Annotated in this window: 17 protein-coding genes; 8 read left to right on the top strand and 9 right to left on the bottom strand. The window is 69.0% G+C overall.

The window, feature by feature from the left end:
* Nucleotides 1-5 precede the first annotated feature (5 nt).
* The 4 genes from ABS642_RS13015 to ABS642_RS13030 are packed head-to-tail and all read left to right on the top strand — an operon-like array spanning nt 6 to nt 5,014.
* Entirely contained in the window at nt 6-1,289 is a 1,284-nt protein-coding gene (locus tag ABS642_RS13015) for an MFS transporter (protein ID WP_350350401.1), read from the top strand.
* Complete coding sequence (locus ABS642_RS13020) at nt 1,286-2,650, top strand: DUF3089 domain-containing protein (RefSeq protein WP_350350402.1); 1,365 nt, start codon at nt 1,286-1,288, stop codon at nt 2,648-2,650. The genes ABS642_RS13015 and ABS642_RS13020 overlap by 4 nt, the downstream gene beginning before the upstream one ends.
* Nucleotides 2,647-4,089: an amidase gene (locus ABS642_RS13025; protein WP_350350403.1), complete on the top strand. Its 1,443-nt coding sequence runs from the start codon at nt 2,647-2,649 to the stop codon at nt 4,087-4,089. The genes ABS642_RS13020 and ABS642_RS13025 overlap by 4 nt, the downstream gene beginning before the upstream one ends.
* Before the next feature lie 7 nt (nt 4,090-4,096).
* Nucleotides 4,097-5,014 carry a proline iminopeptidase-family hydrolase gene (locus ABS642_RS13030; protein ID WP_350350404.1) on the top strand — a complete coding sequence of 306 codons (918 nt, stop codon included), beginning with the start codon at nt 4,097-4,099 and terminating at the stop codon, nt 5,012-5,014.
* A gap of 100 nt (nt 5,015-5,114) precedes the next feature.
* Here ABS642_RS13030 and hisD (ABS642_RS13035) read toward each other — a convergent pair whose 3' ends face one another.
* Nucleotides 5,115-6,431 carry a histidinol dehydrogenase gene (hisD, locus tag ABS642_RS13035; protein WP_350350405.1) on the bottom strand — a complete coding sequence of 439 codons (1,317 nt, stop codon included), beginning with the start codon at nt 6,429-6,431 and terminating at the stop codon, nt 5,115-5,117.
* A gap of 76 nt (nt 6,432-6,507) precedes the next feature.
* On the opposite strand from hisD (ABS642_RS13035), the gene ABS642_RS13040 reads away from it, so the two are divergent.
* Nucleotides 6,508-7,434, top strand: coding sequence for a LysR family transcriptional regulator (locus ABS642_RS13040; protein ID WP_282215006.1), 927 nt, complete (start codon nt 6,508-6,510; stop codon nt 7,432-7,434).
* Between the two features lie 56 nt (nt 7,435-7,490).
* Here the strand turns inward: ABS642_RS13040 and ABS642_RS13045 are convergent, their stop codons facing one another.
* From ABS642_RS13045 to ABS642_RS13060, 4 genes are all read right to left on the bottom strand, one after another.
* Complete coding sequence (locus ABS642_RS13045; protein WP_350350406.1) at nt 7,491-8,300, bottom strand: nitrilase-related carbon-nitrogen hydrolase; 810 nt, start codon at nt 8,298-8,300, stop codon at nt 7,491-7,493.
* A gap of 67 nt (nt 8,301-8,367) precedes the next feature.
* On the bottom strand, nt 8,368-9,537 hold the full coding sequence (locus ABS642_RS13050) for a hypothetical protein (protein WP_350350407.1): 1,170 nt from the start codon (nt 9,535-9,537) through the stop codon (nt 8,368-8,370).
* A 41-nt stretch (nt 9,538-9,578) separates the two neighbouring features.
* On the bottom strand, nt 9,579-10,559 hold the full coding sequence (locus tag ABS642_RS13055; RefSeq protein WP_282215009.1) for an ester cyclase: 981 nt from the start codon (nt 10,557-10,559) through the stop codon (nt 9,579-9,581).
* A gap of 133 nt (nt 10,560-10,692) precedes the next feature.
* Entirely contained in the window at nt 10,693-11,697 is a 1,005-nt protein-coding gene (locus tag ABS642_RS13060; RefSeq protein WP_350350408.1) for a LacI family DNA-binding transcriptional regulator, read from the bottom strand.
* Between the two features lie 100 nt (nt 11,698-11,797).
* Between ABS642_RS13060 and hisD (ABS642_RS13065) the strand changes: the two genes are divergently transcribed.
* From hisD (ABS642_RS13065) to ABS642_RS13075, 3 genes are read left to right on the top strand one after another with little or no spacing between them, the layout of a single operon-like run.
* Nucleotides 11,798-13,126 carry a histidinol dehydrogenase gene (hisD, locus tag ABS642_RS13065; protein WP_350350409.1) on the top strand — a complete coding sequence of 443 codons (1,329 nt, stop codon included), beginning with the start codon at nt 11,798-11,800 and terminating at the stop codon, nt 13,124-13,126.
* Entirely contained in the window at nt 13,123-13,881 is a 759-nt protein-coding gene (locus tag ABS642_RS13070; RefSeq protein ID WP_350350410.1) for an SDR family oxidoreductase, read from the top strand. Before hisD (ABS642_RS13065) ends, ABS642_RS13070 begins: the two co-directional genes overlap by 4 nt.
* The gene (locus ABS642_RS13075; RefSeq protein ID WP_350350411.1) at nt 13,881-14,624 is read left to right on the top strand and encodes an aldolase/citrate lyase family protein; all 744 of its coding nucleotides are present in this window, start codon (nt 13,881-13,883) and stop codon (nt 14,622-14,624) included. The genes ABS642_RS13070 and ABS642_RS13075 overlap by 1 nt, the downstream gene beginning before the upstream one ends.
* Before the next feature lie 91 nt (nt 14,625-14,715).
* On the opposite strand, the gene ABS642_RS13080 is transcribed toward ABS642_RS13075, so the two are convergent.
* From ABS642_RS13080 to ABS642_RS13095, 4 genes are all read right to left on the bottom strand, one after another.
* Entirely contained in the window at nt 14,716-15,420 is a 705-nt protein-coding gene (locus ABS642_RS13080) for an alpha/beta fold hydrolase (protein WP_350350412.1), read from the bottom strand.
* A gap of 1 nt (nt 15,421) precedes the next feature.
* On the bottom strand, nt 15,422-16,315 hold the full coding sequence (locus ABS642_RS13085) for a carbohydrate ABC transporter permease (protein ID WP_282215015.1): 894 nt from the start codon (nt 16,313-16,315) through the stop codon (nt 15,422-15,424).
* The gene (locus ABS642_RS13090) at nt 16,312-17,184 is read right to left on the bottom strand and encodes a sugar ABC transporter permease (protein ID WP_116636121.1); all 873 of its coding nucleotides are present in this window, start codon (nt 17,182-17,184) and stop codon (nt 16,312-16,314) included. The genes ABS642_RS13085 and ABS642_RS13090 overlap by 4 nt, the downstream gene beginning before the upstream one ends.
* A 71-nt stretch (nt 17,185-17,255) precedes the next feature.
* Entirely contained in the window at nt 17,256-18,563 is a 1,308-nt protein-coding gene (locus tag ABS642_RS13095; protein WP_350350413.1) for an extracellular solute-binding protein, read from the bottom strand.
* Nucleotides 18,564-18,623: the final 60 nt, after the last annotated feature.

Genomic DNA, 18,623 nt, shown 5'->3' on the forward strand with positions numbered 1-18,623 from the left:
CAGATATGACGACCAACGCTGACGGCCCGATCGCCACCGCACAGGATCCCGCACCGCCGCGCACCGCTCCCCCTGCGAGCGCGGGCTTCATCACGGCGTTCGTCGCCGCCGTGCTCGGGGTCGCGGTCGCGACCCTCGCTCCGCTCTCGGTCACCCTCGCTCTGCGCATCCAGCAGCTCGACCCCGAGAACGCCCCGGCGAGCCTGTCGCTCGTCCTCGGCGTCGCCGCCGTGGTCGCTCTGCTCTCCGGCCCCTTCTTCGGCCAGCTCAGCGACCGCACCACGAGCCGCTGGGGCATGCGCCGACCCTGGCTCTTGGGCGGACTGCTCGTCGGGCTCATCGGGCTCGTCATCCTCTCGATGAGCGCGTCCATCCCGATGATGCTCCTCGGCTGGTGCATCACGCAGCTGGGCTTCAGCGCCCTCAACGCCGCGCTCGCCGCACTGCTCATCGACCATGTCCCCGAGCTGCAGCGGGGCAAGGTCTCCGGCCTCGTCGGCATGTGCCAGGCCGTGGGCGTCGTCACCGGCGTCTTCCTCGTCCAGCTCGTCGGCACCTCGGTGGCGCTGATGTTCCTCGTCCCCGGAGCGCTCGCGGCCGCCACCGTGATCGCACTGTCCCTGGTTCTCCGCGACCGCCGGCTGGATCCTGCCGACCGCAGCCGCTACGACTTCCGCGCCTTCGCGCGCAGCTTCTGGGTGAACCCGCTGCGGCACCGTGCGTTCGGCTGGGCCTGGCTCGGACGGTTCCTGATGATGACGGGCTTCGCGATCCTGCAGACCTACCAGGTGTACTACCTCTCCGATCAGCTCGGTTTCGATGCCGCAGCGATCCCGGGGCTCGTCCTCCAGTCGACCCTCGTGCTGACCGCCGCCGTGGTCGTCAGCTCGGTCGGCTGCGGCTGGCTCTCCGACCGGCTGCGTCGTCGCAAGATCTTCGTGCTCGGCTCCGCGGCGCTGTACGGCGTGGCCATGATCGTCGTGGCCACGGCGCAGACCTGGGAGACCTTCCTCGTCGGCATCGTGATCGGCGGACTCGCGCTCGGCACCTACCTGGCCGTCGACCTCGCGCTGGTCGCCCAGGTCCTCCCGAACGGCGGCGCCACCGCCGCCAAGGATCTCGGCGTCTTCAACATCGCCAACGCGGTGCCGCAGATGGTCGCACCCGCGATCGCTCCCCTCTTCCTCGCGATCGGCTCCGGCGGCAACTACACGGCGCTGTTCATCGGCGCTGCGGCGTTCAGTCTGCTGGGCGCGCTCGCGATCCAGCCGATCCGAGGCGTCCGTTGAGCGCGTCGCGGGTGCATGCGCGGCGCGGGATGGCGGCGGTGGTGACCGCGCTCGCCGTCATCGCCACCGGGGTCATCGCCGACCGGGCCGCGGCGACACCGGCTCCCGTCGAGGAGTCCTCCTCCGTGGCGGGGATCGTGGCCGCGCCCCTCGCCGACACCGTGTGGCTGTGTCGTCCTGGCGCCCCCGCCAACCCCTGCAATCAGGATGCCGTGGGCTCGCCGCAGCGGGGAGCCGCGGGGACGGAGTTCACCGCCCGCTACCTGGGCAGCGGTGCGGATGTCACGCTCGACGCGATCAACGTGACCAGCACGCCCACGCACGAGTCGTTTCCGCGCCCGGCAGCCCCCGCCGTCGACTGCTTCTCCGTCTATCCGACCGTCGACCTCACGCCCAACCCGGTGCTGCAGATCGGATCGCTTCCCCCGCAGCCGCAGGACACCCACCTCGCCGTCACGCTCACGCAGGTGGGTCGGTTCGCGAGCACCTGCCGACTCTTCGTGCCGGTGTACCGTCAGGCGCCGCTGCTCAGCCTCGTCGGAGGTGTGCTCACCGGCACCGACGCCGACTACACGACCGGTGCGATGGACGTCGCCGGTGCGTGGGCGGACTACTGGGAGAACGACAACATCGACCCGGTGACGGGTCAGCGGCGCGGTGTCATCCTGCTCGGCCACTCCCAGGGCACGGCGGACCTCGTCACGCTGCTGCAGGAGGAGTTCGACGCGGGCTCGGCTCCCCGCGAGCAGCTCATCGCCGCCTACCTGCTCGGCGGCGACGTGCAGGTAGCGGACGGCACCGGGCCGGCCGATCACGAGACGATCCCGGGGATGCCGGTCTGCACGCGCACCTCGGTCGCGGCATCGATGCCCACCGGATGCCTGGTGGGGTACTCGAGCTACGCGATGGCCGGGAGCTCCGCTCCCGCCGCCGATGCCGAGTTCGGACGCAGCGTCGACGCCGGGCATCGCATCCTCTGCGTCAACCCGGCGACCCTGATCGCCGGAGTCGCCGCGGGCGCCGCAACGCCTCTGGACGCCTACCTGCCGACCAATCGTCTGCTCGAAGGCACGGTCGTGCTGCCGAACGGTCACCTCTCTGTCGTGCTCTCCGGGTTCGCGCTCGAGAACAGACCGGCGGGGTTCGTGCGCCGAGAGGCCACGCTCACCGGCCAGTGCAGAACGCAGACGGATGCCGCCGGCACAGCCAGCTGGCTGCAGGTCGACGGGGGTGGCTCCCTGTTCCCTGTCGGGAGCAGCACCTCCGCCCTGGGACTGCACGTGGTCGACTACAACGTCGCGCTCGGCGATCTCGTCGAACTCGCCGGTCTGCAGTCGGCGCAGTGGACGGCGGATCGATGAGCGCGTCCACGGCCACGGTCCTGCACGACCTCACGGCGGTCGAGCAGTGCGCGGCGCTCCGCGACCGCTCCGTGAGCGCGGTCGAGCTCACGGAGCACTATCTCGATCGCATCGATCGGCTGGGCGAGCGGCTGGGCGCCTTCGTCGTGACGACACCGGACCTCGCCCTGCGCGAGGCCGCGGAAGCCGATCGCCGGTTCGCGCGCGGGGACGACGCGCACCGGCCGCTGCAAGGGCTGCCCATCGCCTTCAAAGATCTGCAGCCCATCGCCGGAGTACCGGTGACCAACGGCAGCGCGGTTCTCCCCGCCGTGACGGCCGAGCACGATGCCGAGGCGGTCGGACTCATCCGGGCCGCCGGGGCGGTCACGCTCGGCACGACGCACGCGCCCGAGCTCGGCATCCCCTGTTACACCGACACGACCGTCGTCGGCCGCCCCGCGGTCACTCCCTACGATCTCGGTCGCTCGGCCAGCGGATCGAGCGGCGGGGCCGCCGCAGCGGTCGCCGCCGGGCTCATTCCCGTGGGGCACGGCAGCGACGGGGCGGGATCGATCCGGACCCCCGCGGCGGTGTGCGGCCTGGTCGGCGTGAAGCCGAGCCGGGGCGTGGTGAGCGCAGCCCCCGCCTCGTCGTTCTTCGGCTTCAGCACCGACGGACCGCTCGCGCGCAACGTGGAGGACGCGGCACTGCTGCTGGATGCGATGGCGGTCAGAACGCCCCGGGGGCTCCACGAGCTCGCTGCGCCGGCGTCCTTCGTCGCGGCATCCCGTCGCCGAGCGACACGCCGCCTCCGTGTCGCCGTCTGGACCGACAGCGGTTTCGGCGCTGTCCATCCCGAGAACACCGCAGCGGTCGATCGGATCGCCCTGATGCTCGAGGGTCTCGGACACGAGGTCGTCGAGGTCGCCAACCCGGCGCCCTGGGATACGGATCTCGTGCAGGCGTTCTTCGACTACATCGGAGGCGTCGTGTCCGGACTGCTCGCCGGCCTTCCGCCCGCGCACGCACAAGCACTGGAGGAGGACACCCGGTGGATGAAGCAGCGCGGCGATCGGCTCGGAGCCGCGGACTTCGTGAAGTCCACGACGGCACTCGCCGCCTTCGCCGACCGGTTCCTCGCGAAGCTGGCGCCGTACGACCTCGCCGTCTCCCCCGTCTCGGCCGGGTTCGCGGTTCCGCTCGGCTCTTTCCACCGCGGGCAGAGCGGGGATGCGCCGTATCGGATGCTCGAGTGGTCGGCCTACACCCCGGCGCAGAATTTGAGCGGCCTTCCGGCGATCTCGATACCGAGTCATGTGACGGCCGACGGACTCCCGCTCGGCGTGCAGCTCACGGGGGCGACGATCGGATCCGATCCGATGCTGCTCAGCGTGGCGGCGCAGCTGGAGGAGCAGATCGGGTGGGCCCAGCGGCATCCGCCGATGTGGGGGGAATGAGATGACGATGGACGACACGATGCCGTTGACGCGACAGCGCAGAGAAGGTCTCCTCACCCGAGGTGACGAGCACACCTGGTACCGGGTGACCGGAGAGATCGGAGATCAGCCGACGCTGGTCGTGCTGCACGGCGGACCGGGCGCGACGCACGACTATCTGCTGCCTCTCGAAGAGCTCGCCGCTCCGGGGCGTGCCGTGGTCCTGTACGACCAGGTGGGGAGCGGACGATCGTCGCATCTGCCGGACGCGCCGTCGTCGTCGTGGACCGTGAACCGCTTCCTCGACGAGCTCGACCAGCTGCTCGACGAGTTGGGGATCCGCGAGAACCACGTCCTGTTGGGGCAGTCCTGGGGAGGGATCCTCGCGGCAGAGCACGCCGTTCGTCGACCGGCAGGCCTCAAGGGCCTGATCATCGCGAACTCACCGGCATCCATGCCGCTCTGGATGCGCGCCGCCGAGGAGTTGCGGTCCGCACTCCCCGAAGACGTGCAGCGCACGCTGGTCTCCCACGAGGCCGCGGGCACGACCGACAGTCCGGAGTACGTCGAGGCGATGCACGTCTACTATCGACGCCACGTGTGCCGGACCGATCCCTGGCCGGCCGAACTCGAGGCGACGCTCGCGGCGATCGATGCCGACCCGACGGTGTACCACACCATGAACGGCCCGTCGGAGTTCCACGTGACCGGCTCGCTCCGCGACTGGAGCGTCATCGATCGTCTGCACTCCATCGCCGCGCCGACCCTCGTCATCACCGGCCGATACGACGAGGCGACTCCGGAGACGGTCCGTCCGTTCCTGGAGCGCATCCCCCGGGTCCGCGGTGCCGTGCTTCCGCACTCGAGCCACATGCCCCATCTGGAGGAGCCGGAGCGCTTCCGACACCTCGTGCAGACCTACCTCGCGTCCCTCACCTCACCCTGAGGTGACGACCGCTCGCTCCGTGCCGCGTGTTGCCCACCGCGGGCCGAGAACGACGAACGGCCCGCCGCCTCTCGGCGACGGGCACTTCGGAAACGCGGGCTCACTCGTAGGTGGCGAGCCTCATGGTCGCGGTCGCGCTGTGCGCGGCCATGCCCTCGGAGTCGGAGATGACCTGCACGGCGTTCGCGAGCTCGGGCGTCGCCTCGCGCGCGATGCGCTGGTAGGTCAGGGGCTTGAGGAAGCGCGAGACCGACAGACCGGCGCTGTGCTTGGCACCACCGGCGGTCGGCAGCACATGGTTCGTGCCCGCCATGCCCTTGTCGGAGTAGGCGACCGTGCTCCACGGCCCGATGAACAGCGAGCCGTAGTTGCGGAGGTTCTCGTGGTACCAGTCGTCGTCGGCCGTGATGAGTTCGAGGTGCTCCGGCGCGAGGTCGTCCATGAGGGCGGCGGCGGTCTCACGGTCCTTCGCGACGGTGACGACGCCGTAGTCGCGCCACGCCGGACCGCAGATCTCGGCGGTGGCCAGCGTCTCGAGCTGACGCTCCACGGCGGCGATCACTGCGCGGCCATGGTCTTCGGATGTCGTGACGAGGGCGGCCGGGGAGTTCGGGCCGTGCTCCGCCTGACCCAGCAGGTCGGCGGCGACGATCTCGGGGTCGGCGGTCTCGTCGGAGATCACGGCGACCTCGCTGGGGCCGGCGAGCAGGTCGATCGCGACGGTGCCGAAGAGCTGACGCTTCGCCTCGGCGACGAACGCGTTGCCGGCGCCCACGAGCATGTCGACGGGCAGTTCGCCGAGCAGGCCGTACGCCATGGCGGCGAGCGCCTGCACGCCGCCGATCACGAACACGCGGTCGACACCCGAGAGGTGCGCGGCGTAGACGACGGCGTCGTTCGCGTTGCCGTCGGGCTGCGGGGGCGTGCACGCGATCACGGTCGGGACGCCGGCGGCCTTCGCGACGCCGACCGTCATGAACGCGCTCGCAGTGAGCGGGAAGCGCCCGGCGGGCAGGTACGCGCCGACGCGGGACACCGGGATGTACTTCGCGCCGGTCACGATGCCGGGGACCAGCTCGGTCTCGAAGTCGCTCAGGTGCGCGCGCGACTCCTTCGCGAACGCCTGGGTGCGCGCCGCGCCGAGCTCGATGGCGGCGCGGAGGTCGGGGGCGAGGCGGTCACCGCTCGTCGCGATCTGCTCGGCGGTGAGCTCGATGTCGGTGCCCTGGTAGTTGTCGAGCTTGCGCGCGTAGTCGAGCACGGCATCGAGACCGCGCTCGCGGATGTCGGCGAGCATGTTCGTCACGGTCTCGATCACGGCGGGATCGCGCTGGGCGGCCGGTGCGTCGATGAGCGGGGTCTTGAGGTGGTGGAACGCGCCGTCGAGGCGGGCGAGCACGGGTGAGGAGTAACGCATGGTGGAAGGCTAGATCGATCCCATCCATCCGACAAGCCTGATGGTCCGAGGTATTGCATCGGGTTTACCATTGGGTGTGACCATCACCCAGCTGACCGCCTTCCTCGCCGCTCTGGAGCACGGTTCCTTCACCGCCGCCGCGGCGAATCTGTCGATGACGCAGGCCTCGGTGTCGGAGCTCGTCGCCCGCCTGGAACGCGAGCTCGGCGTCACCCTGTTCACGCGTGGCAGCCGACGACTCGTGCCCACGGCGGCCGCGCTCGAACTGCGCCCGCACGCGACCCAGGCGGTGAGCGCGGTGCAGAACGGCATAGACACGATCCAGGCGCTGACCTCTCTCGATCGCGGCACCTGCACCTTCGGGGTGCTCCGCAACGCGGCGTACTACGCGCTCGCCGACCTCGCCGAGACCTTCCACCACCGGCATCCGAACGTGCGGCTGCGCCTCGTGGGCATCAACTCCGCGCACGTCGCCCGATCGATCGCGAGCGGAGAACTCGAGGCCGGCCTGCTCGTGTTGCCCGTCGACGAAGACGGACTGGAGGTGCGCCCGCTCTTCCGCGACGAGGTGCTCTACGCCTCGGCCACCCGCCCGGCCGACGCCGGGCCCGTCACGATCGACGAGGTCGCAGCAGCCAAGCTCGTGCTCTACGACGCCTTCGCCGGGTGGGACGATCCGACCCGGCGCCAGCTGCTCGAGCGCGCACGGCTGCGCGGCCTGTCGATCGAGCCCGCGGTCGAGGTCGAGAACGTCGAGACCGCGCTGAGCCTCGTCGCCGCGGGGGCCGCCGACACCATCGTGTCGCGGTCGATCACCGAGGCCGAGGGCTTCGCCACCGGCATCCGCACCTTCCCCTTCGCCGAGCCGATGCACGACACGATCGCGCTGGTGAAGCGCGAGGGGATGCTGCTGTCGCCGGCTACCCAGCGGCTCGCGGAGCTGGCGGAGCGGATGCTGCGCGAAAGGCTGCCCGAGCATGAAGGCCGCACGCCGCTCGACTGAACCCTTCGACAAGCTCAGGGACCCAATCGGAATCAGGAGAGGCCACCCAACCGGACTCAGTACAGGTCGCCCCGCCGGTCGTCGAACAGGTGGTTGTGCGGCGGCAGCGACTTCTCGCGCACGGCGGCGAGCGAGAGCACGGCGGTCGCGCCCATCACCGCACGGAACGAGACGATCCACCCCTGCTCGTCGATGATCGCGGTGCCGTCGGTCCAGTCCACCCCTCGCTCGGAGCCCCAGCGGTCGGCGACGACCACCGGCAGTCGGGAGGAGCGGGCGGATGCCATCGCCTGGATCAGCTCGGGGGCGTGCTCGCCCTCGGGCCGCGGCACCAGGGGCCAGTTGACCGGCAGCGCCAGCACGTCGGCTCCGGCGAGCGCCAGACGGCGCGGCACCTCGGGGAACTCGTTGTCGTAGCAGATCGCGACACCGAGGCGTCCGAACGAGGTGTCTACGACGAGTCCGGCCTCGGCGCCGACGTCGAAGACGAGCTTCTCGGCACCCCAGAGGTGGGACTTGCGGTAGTCGGCCAGCCGCGCATCGCGTGTCAGCACGGCCGCGGTGTTGAACAGCTGCGAGCCCGCGGCCTCGGCGTAGCCGACCACCACCACGGCATCCGCAGGGATCACCTCGCGAACGGCATCCCACCGCGCATCGTCGGCGGTGAGCGCCGTCTTCTCGGCCTCGGCACGATCTTCGAAGACGTATCCGCTCGTGGCGAGCTCGGGGAGCACGATCAGACGCGCATCGCGACGCCCCGCGGCGATGATCGCCTCTCGGATGCGTTCGAGGTTCGCGTCGACGTCGCCGATCACGATCTCGGGCGACAGTGCGGCGACGCGCAGTTCATCGACAGCAGCAGGCATGACACTCATCTTCCCCTCGGAGACGCCGAAGCGCGAGGAGCCGTCGGCCCCTCGCGCTTCGTCGGTCTCAGTCGTCTTCGGTCGCGGTGACCATCACTCCGAGCGGAGCGAGGTAGCCGTTGGGATCGATCGTCCAGTCGGCCGCGGCTGCCGCCTCGACGACCTCCGGTGCCCACTCAAGGTAGACGCGGTCGTCGCCGCCGTTGATCACGAGCACCGTGCCGGACCCGGTCTCGTCGCCCTCGACGCACACGTACGAGCGCCAGGCCCCCTCAGGAACGGAGAAGGTGTCTCCGGCGCCGAGGTTCACGGTCGTCGACGGGTCGCCGTTGAGGGTGACCTCCCAGCGGCCGGTCTTGAACAGCAGCGCCTGCGTCTTGTCGTGGCGGTGACGCAGCACGCCCTGGCCGGCCTCGGCCTTGACCCACGCGAGGTTGAACGAGTGCGGCTCGGTCACGTTCGGCACCTGACGGCGGTTCTCCGACATGCCGTAGCCGATCACGGTGGCGAGCTCGACGCGGCCGCCCTCGACGGCCGAGGTCAGCAGCGCCGCGGACGAGTACTTCCGGTCGCCGGGCTGGATGACGCGCGAGCGCATGTCCTCGACCGTGTAGGTCGTCAGCTCGTCGATGTAGTGCTGCTTCATAGGGGTGATGAGGGGCACGTCGTCGGGGAGCACGTCGCCGGCGACCGTGTCGATCAGCTTGTTGTCGGCCGTGAGGTGGAGCCCGTAGGACTCGGCCTCGCGCAGGACCGAAGGGCCCCAGATGATGCCGCCGTTGTCGTCGCGTCCGAGCACGGTGTAGAGGATGCCGTCGTCCGGCCCCTCGTTCGTGAAGCCGCGGAAGATCCAGGTCGGGATGGTGACGATGTCGCCGTCATGGCTGATGTACTCGCCCTGCTTGCCGTCCACGCCCCAGCGGAGGCGGAACTCGCCGCCGAGGTTGATGAACACCTCGGCCGTGAAGTGCAGGTGCAGGTTGTTCGAGATGCCGTTCGGCATGCCGGCCGCACCGGTGTTGAACCCGTGGTTGACCTCGAGGTTCACGTACTGGCTCGCGTTCTGCGAGACTCCGGCGCCGATGAAGGAGTAGTTCTCCTTGCGGTCGGAGCCCGGGGTGCGGCAGTCGATGAACGCCGAGTTGCACGGCACCCAGTCGGAGCGACGGATGGTCCGGCGTTCGATCTCGTTGGCGTCGACGATGACGTCGGTCGCGTCGACGATGGCGTTGCTCATTTCTTCTTCTCCTCGTTCCAAGCGTGTCGATCAGCTGGTGATCAGTAGATGTTGGCGAAGGCGACGGGCTCGTCGCCTCGCTGGCCTTGGATCTGCGCGCGAAGCGCGATGTCGTCCCACAGACGGACCTCTTTCACGAGGGCGCCGTTGTGGAAGGTGAACTGCGAGATGCCCAGCACGTCGACCGGCTTGCCCGTGAGCGGTCCGTAGTTCGGGACACCGTTGTAGTCGCCGACGAACTTCCACACGACGGCCACGCGGAGACCCGCGTACCGCACGTCGTAGTTGGTCTGGATGTCGCGGATCTCGAACTGACCGCCGGGGAACGACTCGAGGAAGCGCAGCAGTGCGCGACGGTAGCCCTCCGGACGGATGACGAGGCGGTTGCCGACTGTCAGGAGCACGAGGTCGCGCTCGAAGAACTTCTCGACCTTCTGCAGATCGCGGTCGTTCCAGACGGTCTTGATCAGGTCGATGACCTTCTCGACCTCGGCGCGGTACTCGTCGGGGCGCTCTCCGGAGTCGCCCTTCGCGATGGGGTCGGCGGGTGCCGGCTCGTTCCAGGATCCGGAGAAGCCGCGGAAGGTCTGCGCGCTGGCGACCTCGTCGAGGTCCTCGCCGCGTGCGAGGGGCCCCGCGAGAGTGTCGCGGACGACCCACTCCTCGACCATGCGGCCGCGCCGGTAGAGGCAGTTGGCGATCGTGCGGCTGAACTCGGAGGTCTGCAGGTGACCGGAGAGCACGAGGTGCGAGCTGAGGAACGCGTCATCGCCGCGCGCCTCCCAGATGACGTCTTCGGCCTGCCCGGTGCGGTCGGGGGTCGCCGAGATGCGCATGAGCGAACCCTCGATGACCTCGTCGCGGTTCGAGGAGGTGCCGAGACCGCCGTGCACGATCGAGTCGGGCTCGTAGTTCTCGCGGATGTAGTGGATCGACCGATCGACCCAGATCAGGTCGGTGACCTCACGGATGAAGTCATCGGGGTCCTTGTACGGCAGATAGGCGACCGGATCGAGAGGCACGCTGTTTCACTCCTTAGAAGATGAGTCCGCGTTTCGTCGGTGATCGCGGGCTTCCTTCGTCAGTGTATGCGTATGCACAAACGAGTGCAAGAGAGACTTTCCTGACACACGGGTGTCAGAGGCGGATGCCGCGTCAGCCGGCCTGCGCGGCGGCGAGCGTGCGACGGGGCACGAACGACGACGCGAAGCGTACGTTCTCGATCGGGGCCTCGCGGTTCTCGATGCGGCGCACGATGAGGTCGGCCGCGGCCTCGGCCATCCCGATGATGTCGTAGCGGACCGTGGCGAGATCCACGATGGGCCAGGCGGCCTCGGGCAGATCGTCGAAGCCGACGACCGAGAGATCCTCGGGCACGCGGAGTCCCGCGCGGTGTGCGGCGTTCAGCACGCCGTAGGCGACCACGTCGTTGCCGCAGAAGAGCACGGTCGGGCGATCGGGCGCGCTCAGGAGCGACGCCGCCGCCGCCTCGCCCTCGTCGGCGCTGAACCGGGCGACCTTGCGCGTGTCCGCCTCGGCGAGCGTGAGCCCGTGCGAGAGGACCGCGTCGCGCAGCGCGGATTCGCGTGCCTGCGCCGTGCTCGTGTTCGTGGGGCCGAGCACGGCCCCGATGCGACGGTGCCCCAGCTCGACGGCGCGATCGACCGCCTGCTTGTATCCGACGACCGGATCGACCACCGTGGCATCCGCCTCGATCAGCGATCCGATCCGGTTGAAGTACACGAACGGCAGGCCGCGGTCCTTGAGACGCAGCGGTGCCGCGGACTCCACCGTCGTGGTGGCGAGGATCAGGCCGTCGAGCCCGTTCGCCAGCAGACGCTCGACGATCGTGTCGTTGTCGGCGGTCTCGGTGTGCAGCATGAGCTGATACCCGAGGGCTTCGAGCTCCCGGTGCACGGGCGCGATGATGTGCGAGTAGAACTGGTTGTCGAGGTCGGTCAGCAGCAGTCCGATGCGCCGGGTGCGCCCCGACGACAGCGCGCGCCCCGCTTCGCTGGGGACGTAGCCGAGCAACTGGGCCGCCTCGCGCACGCGCACCTTGGTCGCCTCCGACACCCGGGAGTCGTCGCGCAGGGCCCGCGAGACCGTGGGTTGCGACACCCCTGCCAACCGCGCGACATCGCGACTCGTGACGACCATGTGATGCCTCCCCCTCAACGCGGGGAAATTCTAGCGCCTTGACGCGTCCGTGCATACGCGGTCATAATCAGAGCATACGTATGCAACGAAAGGATGGGCCATGCCCCTGCATCTGAAGTCCGCGCCGACGAAGACGTTCGCGGACACCGCACAGCAGGACGTCGCCGAACGGGTCCGCGGGATCATCGGCGACATCCGCGAGAACGGCGACGCCGCCGTCCGGCGGTATGCCGAGCAGTTCGACAACTGGAGCCCGGAGTCCTACCGGCTGTCGGATGCCGAGATCGAGCAGATCATCGGCACGCTCTCGCCGCAGGTCATCCAGGACATCGAGTTCGTGCAGACGCAGGTCCGCCGCTTCGCCCAGGCGCAGCGCGACTCCCTCGCCGACATCGAGGTCGAGACCCTCCCCGGCGTCTTCCTGGGCCAGAAGCACGTCCCCGTGCAGGCGGCCGGTGCGTACATCCCCGGCGGAAAGTACCCGCTCACGGCATCCGCGCACATGACGATCATCACCGCGAAGGTCGCGGGCGTCCCTCGCGTCGTCGCGTGCACCCCGCCGATCCGCGGCGAGATCCCCGCCGCCACGGTCGCCGCCATGAAGATGGCGGGCGCCGACGAGATCTACCTCCTCGGCGGCGTGCAGGCCGTGGCCGCGATGGCCGTCGGCACCGAGACGATCGAGCCGGTCAACATGATCGCCGGCCCCGGGAACGCCTACGTCGCCGAGGCCAAGCGTCAGCTGTTCGGTGAGGTCGGCATCGACCTGTTCGCCGGGCCCACCGAGATCCTCATCGTCGCCGACGAGCACGCCGACCCCTTCTTCACGGCCGTCGACCTGCTCTCCCAGGCCGAGCACGGGCCCGACTCCCCCGCGGTGCTCGTGACGACCTCGCAGACGCTCGCGGAAGAGGTCATGGACTGGATCGAGAAGATCCTCCCCGGTATGCCGACCCGCGACTACGCCGGGCCCGCGTGGCGCGACTGGGGCCAGGTCATCGTCGCCGACGACCTCGACGAGGCCTACCGCATCGCCGACGACTTCGCCTTCGAGCACGTGCAGATCTTCACCGAGAACCCCCGCGAGGCCCTCACGAAGATGCACGACTACGGCGCGCTGTTCCTCGGCGAGAACACCTGCGTCTCGTACGGCGACAAGGTCATCGGCACCAACCACGTGCTGCCGACGCTCGGCGCTGCCCGGTACACCGGCGGCCTCTGGGTCGGCAAGTACCTGCGCACGGTCACGTACCAGGAGGTGCAGAACACGGAGTCGTCGGCCGAGCTCGGCGCCGTGTGCGGCCGCGCCGCCCGCGTCGAGCTCTTCGAGGGTCACGCCCGCTCCGGCGACGCCCGCGCCTGGCGCCATGCCGGCACGGAGTTCGACTGGATCGAAGACAGCCACAAGGCCGTCGCGGCAGCGCGATGACCGACCTCACGGGGCGCACAGCCGTGGTGACCGGCGGCGGCAGCGGGCTCGGGGCGGCCATCGCCCACTCGCTGCACGCCGCCGGCGCCGACGTCGTGCTGGTCGGCCGCGACGAGACGAAGCTCGCCGCCACGGCATCCGCTCTCGGTTCGCGGGCACGCGAGCTCGCGTGCGACGTGTCGGACGCAGCATCCGTCGAAGCTCTGCGTGAAGCGCTCGGGGACACCGAGGTGTCGATCCTGGTGAACAACGCCGGCATCCCCGGTCCGGTCGCGGCACTCACCAACATCGGCGTCGACGACTGGGACGAGGTGTTCGCCGTGAACGTGCGCGGAACCTACCTGCTCTGCAAGGCGCTGCTCCCCGGCATGATCGCGCGCGGCGACGGCGATGTCATCAACATCGCGTCGGTATCGGGCAAGCGCCCGCTCGCACACCGCACCCCGTACTGCGCGTCGAAGATGGCCGTGATCGGACTCACCTCGACCCTCGCTTTCGAGGTCGGCCCCGCCGGCGTGCGGGTGAATTCGCTCTCGCCCGGCCCGGTGCAGGGGCCCCGGATGGAGCGGAACTTCCGCCTCGAGGCCGAACGATCCGGCACCACGGTCGACGACGCCGAGCAGGTGTTCGTCTCGCGCGCCGCGCTCGGACGCATGGTCACCGAGGAAGAGGTCGGCGCCGCGGTCCTCGCGATGCTGGCGATGCCGGGCATGTGCGGGGCCGACGTCGACCTGTCCGCAGGCATGGTCGCCTGATGGCTTCGTCGCTGCGGGCGCGCGCACGAGCGGGCGAGAAACTGCTCGGCGCTCTGCTGCGGATGCCGTCGGAGGAGCTCGTCGAGATGCTCGCGGTCGCGGAGTTCGACTTCGTGCTGATCGACTGCGAGCACGGCCCCGCCGACATCACGGCGCTGCGGAACCACATCGCCCTCGCGGCCGCGCACGGCGTGCCCGTGATCGTGCGGGTCGGCGAGAACGACCGCGGCCAGATCCTGCGCGTGCTCGACCAGGGTGCCGAGGGCATCCTCGCGCCGCACCTCGACACCGCCGCCGACGCCGCCGCTCTCGTCGACGCCTCGCTGTATCCGCCGGTCGGCACTCGTGGCTTCGCGACTTACAGCCGTGCGGGTCGCTTCGGCGAGACGCCGCCCGCCGAGCACCTCGACCGGTGGCTCGAGAACACCCTGGTGCTCGGCATGATCGAGTCGCCGGGCGGTGTGCGGAACGTCGAGGGCATCGTCGCGACGCCGCGCCTCGACGGCATCCTGGTGGGCCCTGCCGACCTGGCCGCGAGTTCCGGCCCCGACGACCTGCCGCTGGCCGACGCCATCGCCGCGGTGCACGGCGCCCTGGCTGCGGCGGGTTCGCTGCGGATGGACATCGTCGGCACTCGCGCTGCGGCCGAAACGTCCTTCGCCGGCGGCGCCGACCTCGTGATCTACAACCTGGCCTCATCCCTCATGCAGCACCTGCGCGACCTGGCCTCGCCGGCGCGCTGAGGCGTCGGCATCCGCTCACGCGCGATGAAGGAGATCTCCCGGAATGCAGGGTGCTTTCGCGGCATCCGCCCTTCATTCCGCGAGATCTCCTTCAGAACGCGCGGGCCCCGGCATCCGCCAGCTGACCCTGCCACGAACGCAGCAGCGCACCGAAGGCCTCCCCGCGCTCGAGCGGCAGCAGGTGCCCGGCGTCGAGGGTGACGAGCCGGGCGTCGGGCATCCGCGTCACGATCTCGGTGTGGAAGTGCGGCGGGCAGATCGCGTCGTCGAGCCCCGACACGACGAGCGTCGGAACCCGCAGCGCAGGCAGCCGTGCGAGCAGATCGCCACGGTCGAACTGCAGCTCCAATTGGGCGCGCAACCGTACAGCACCCGTCGCCGTGCCCATCGCGAGCGCCCGCTCGACCAGGTCGGGGCGGGTGCGCACCGCCGCAGCACCGAGCAGTGCCGGCAGAATGCGCGACTGCAGCTCACGAGCATCCGTTCCGGCGTCGAGCGCGGCGAGCCACTCCCGCCAGCCGTCGCGCTGCGCATCCGTTGGCGCCTTCGCGTTGGTCGAGACCAGGCACAGACCGGCCACCCGCCCGGGAGCCGCGAGCGCGAGCGACATCGCGACGATCGCCCCGAGCGAATGCCCGACGAGCACGAAGCGCTCCGGCAGCTCCGCCAGCAGCGCCTCGACCTGGTCGGGGATGGAGGGGCGATCCAGCGCCGGCTGGATCGCCCCGTCGAGTCCGGCATCCGCCCACAGATCGGCGGTGCAGTTCATGCCGGCGAGCAGGACCAGCGACGACACGTCAGCCCTTGACGGCGCCGTCGCTGAGTCCCGCGACGAGATACTTCTGGGCGATGAACGCGATCACGAACACCGGGATCGTGAGGAGCATCGACGCGGCTCCCGCCTGTTGCAGCATCGGCAGGGTCTGCCCGAGCTGCGTGGCGATGAACACCGGCACCGTCTTCGACGAGGTGTCGGTGAGCACGAGGGCGGTGAGGTACTCCTGGAACGCGAACAGGAACACGAAGATGCCGGCGGTGAGGATGCCGGGGCCCATCAGCGGGATCATGACCCGACGCAGCATCCCGATCCTCGTGCAGCCGTCGATCATGGCCGCCTCGTCGAGCTCCTTGGGGATCTCGGCGAAGAAGTTGCGCAGCAGCCAGATCGTGAACGGCTGGTTGATCGCGACCAGGGCGATCGCGAGCGCGAACGTGGTGTCGTAGATGCCCAGCGCGCGGCTGATGTCGTACATCGGCAGCACGACCGCGAACCGCGGCAGCGCACGGAAGATCAGCGCGAGCACCAGCAGGATGGCCGAGACGTAGCTCGGGAACCGCGACAGCGCATAGGCCGCCGGGATGCCGATGACCAGCGCGATCACGGTCGACACGATGGCGACGACCACGGTGTTCACGAGGTAGTCCGCGAAGTAGGTCGTCTGCCACAGGTCGACGAACGCCTGCAGCGTCGGCTGGTAGTCCCAGAGCACCGGCGGGTTGGAGAAGGCGACGTCGGTGGGCTTGGTCACCGACAGCGTCATCCAGATGAACGGGCTCAGCACGACAACGCAGAGGATGCCGAGCAGCAGACCGGTGATGTACGGCGGGCGGTTCTGACCGCGTCGCTTGCGCTTCGGTGCGCCCTTGGTGACGATGGCCCTCGTCGAGAGCTCTGCGGAGGTGAGACTCATCGTTCGGCCTTCGCTTCCTTGAAGATGCCCCGGATGAACGGGATCAGCATGATGAGGATCAGGAGGATGGTGAGCACGTTGATCGCACTGCCGAGGCCGAGGTTCTCGGCCCCGTCGGCGAACGCCACCGAGTAGACGTAGAGCATGATCGACTCGTTCCCGATGTTCTGCGCCTGCGGCGACAGCGGGATCAGGTTGTCGAACATGCGCAGCACGTCCATGATCGTGATCAGCGTCACGAAGCCGAGCACGCCGCGGATGGTCGGGATGATCACGTTGATGTGCGTCTGGAAGCCGTTGGCGCCGTCGATCTTGGCGGCCTCCTTCAGCTCGTTGGGTACGCCCTGGAGGCCCGCGAGGATGATGAGCATCGCGAACGGCAGCATGTGCCACACCGTGTTCGCGATGACGAGGATCGCGTTCGGGACCTGGTCGGTGAACCAGAGCACCTGCGATCCGCCGAAGAAGCCGATCAGCCGGTTCACGACTCCGCCGAAGTTGTCGTCGAAGAGCCACGAGAACGCGACGGCGCCGACGAGGTTCGGCAGCACGTACGAGACGAGCATGATGCCGAGGACCAGCGGGCGGGATGTGGTGATGCGGTTGATGCCGGTGGCGATGATGTACCCGAACACCAGCAGGATGGCGGTGGTGACGACCGTGACGGCCACCGTGAAGAGCACCGCCTTGTGGAACCGGGGATCGGTCAGAGCGTCGGTGAAGTTCTCCAACCCGACGAACGTGCCCGGTGTGCCGTAACGGACCTGTTCGAAGCTCCACTGCACCGTGCGCACCAGGGGGAGCACGAGGAGTGCGCCCATCACCAGCAGGCTCGGAGCGAAGAGCAGCCAGAATTCGCGTGCCTTCATGTGCGTCCTCCCTTGGACGGACTGTGGCCTGAACTCGCGCTCAGGCCACAGTCATGGACGTCGGTCCGTGGTCAGCCGGCGACCTTCTCGCCGGCGGCCTGCATCTGGGCGAGTCCGTCGTCGACGGACACCTGGCCGTTGAGGATCGAGACCAGGATCGGACGGATCTCGTTCGTGATGTCGGCGATGACCGGCGACACGATGGGCGGCATCGCACTCGCGATCGAGTCGTTGGCCGCAGCACCGTAGGGAGAGTTCTTCTCCGTCACCATTCCCTCGCGGGCCGGGTAGGCCGCGGGGACGGATGCCTTGGAGGCGTCTTCGCTCACCGCGGACGCCATCATGTTGAACAGCATGTCATGGTCGAGCTTCGTGTTGAACGGGATGGACCAGCCGTCGATCGAGAGGCGGTTGTACGAGTACTGCGCGTCGTCGGTGACCTTCGGCGCACCCGCGAAGCCGAACGAGTCGGACAGCTTGGAGTTGGCCGGAAGCGTCAGGTCGAACATGCGGCCGGAGAACATGATCGACATGGCCGCCGTCCCGTTGAACATCTGCTGCTGCACCTTGGGCTGGTCGAAGGTCGTCACCTGCGGGTCCATGTAGGGCTTCAGCGAGAGCATCGCCTCGACAGCCTGCTTGGCCTCGGGAGTGTCGAGCGTGACCTCGCCGTCCTTGGTGACGAAGTCGGCGCCGAGGGAGTTCATCGCGCCCTCGAAGCCGGTGGTGACGTCGGCGGTCGCGAGCCAGGGCAGCGCGATCGGGTAGTCCATGAGCCCGGCGCCCTTGATGGCCTCGGCGGCGTCGATCATCTCGTCGAAGGTGGTGGGGACCTCGAGGCCGAGGTCCTCGAAGACGTCGGTGCGGTACGCCATCACGAACATCTGGGCCTGCATCGGGATCGCGTAGATCTCGCCGTCGTACGACATGCCCTCGACCATGGACTTGCTGATCTCGTCGAGGCCGTAGTCGCCGGCGTACTTGTCCCAGAGGTCGTTCAGCGGGACGAGCTTCTCCTCCTCGCCGAAGCCGGGGATGACGAAGCCGTACGTCTCGATGATGTCGTAGGTGCCGGTGTCGCCCGCGAGGGTGGCCGTGGTCTTGGTGACCTGTCCGCCGAAGTCGATCGGGTCGTGCTTGAGCGTGACGTCCTTGGTCGTGCAGCTCGACACCATCGTGTCGGTGAAGGGGTCGATCGCCGAGGAGTTGTAGGCGAGGACGTTGACCGTCGTCTTGCCTTCGGGTGCCTTGTAGTCACATGACACTGTCGTCGAGTTTTCGTTGTCGGTGCGGGAGCCCGCGCCGCAGCTGGTGAGGGCGACGATGCCCACGGCTGCGAGTGCGAGAACCGGCAATGCCCGATGCTTGTTGAGTCCCATATGGGTGATGGTATACGTATGCAGTCAACTTAGGGAAGCCTATTTTCTGGGAATGTATTC

Source organism: Microbacterium sp. A8/3-1, assembly GCF_040267695.1.
GTDB classification, from domain to species: Bacteria; Actinomycetota; Actinomycetes; order Actinomycetales; family Microbacteriaceae; genus Microbacterium; species Microbacterium luteolum.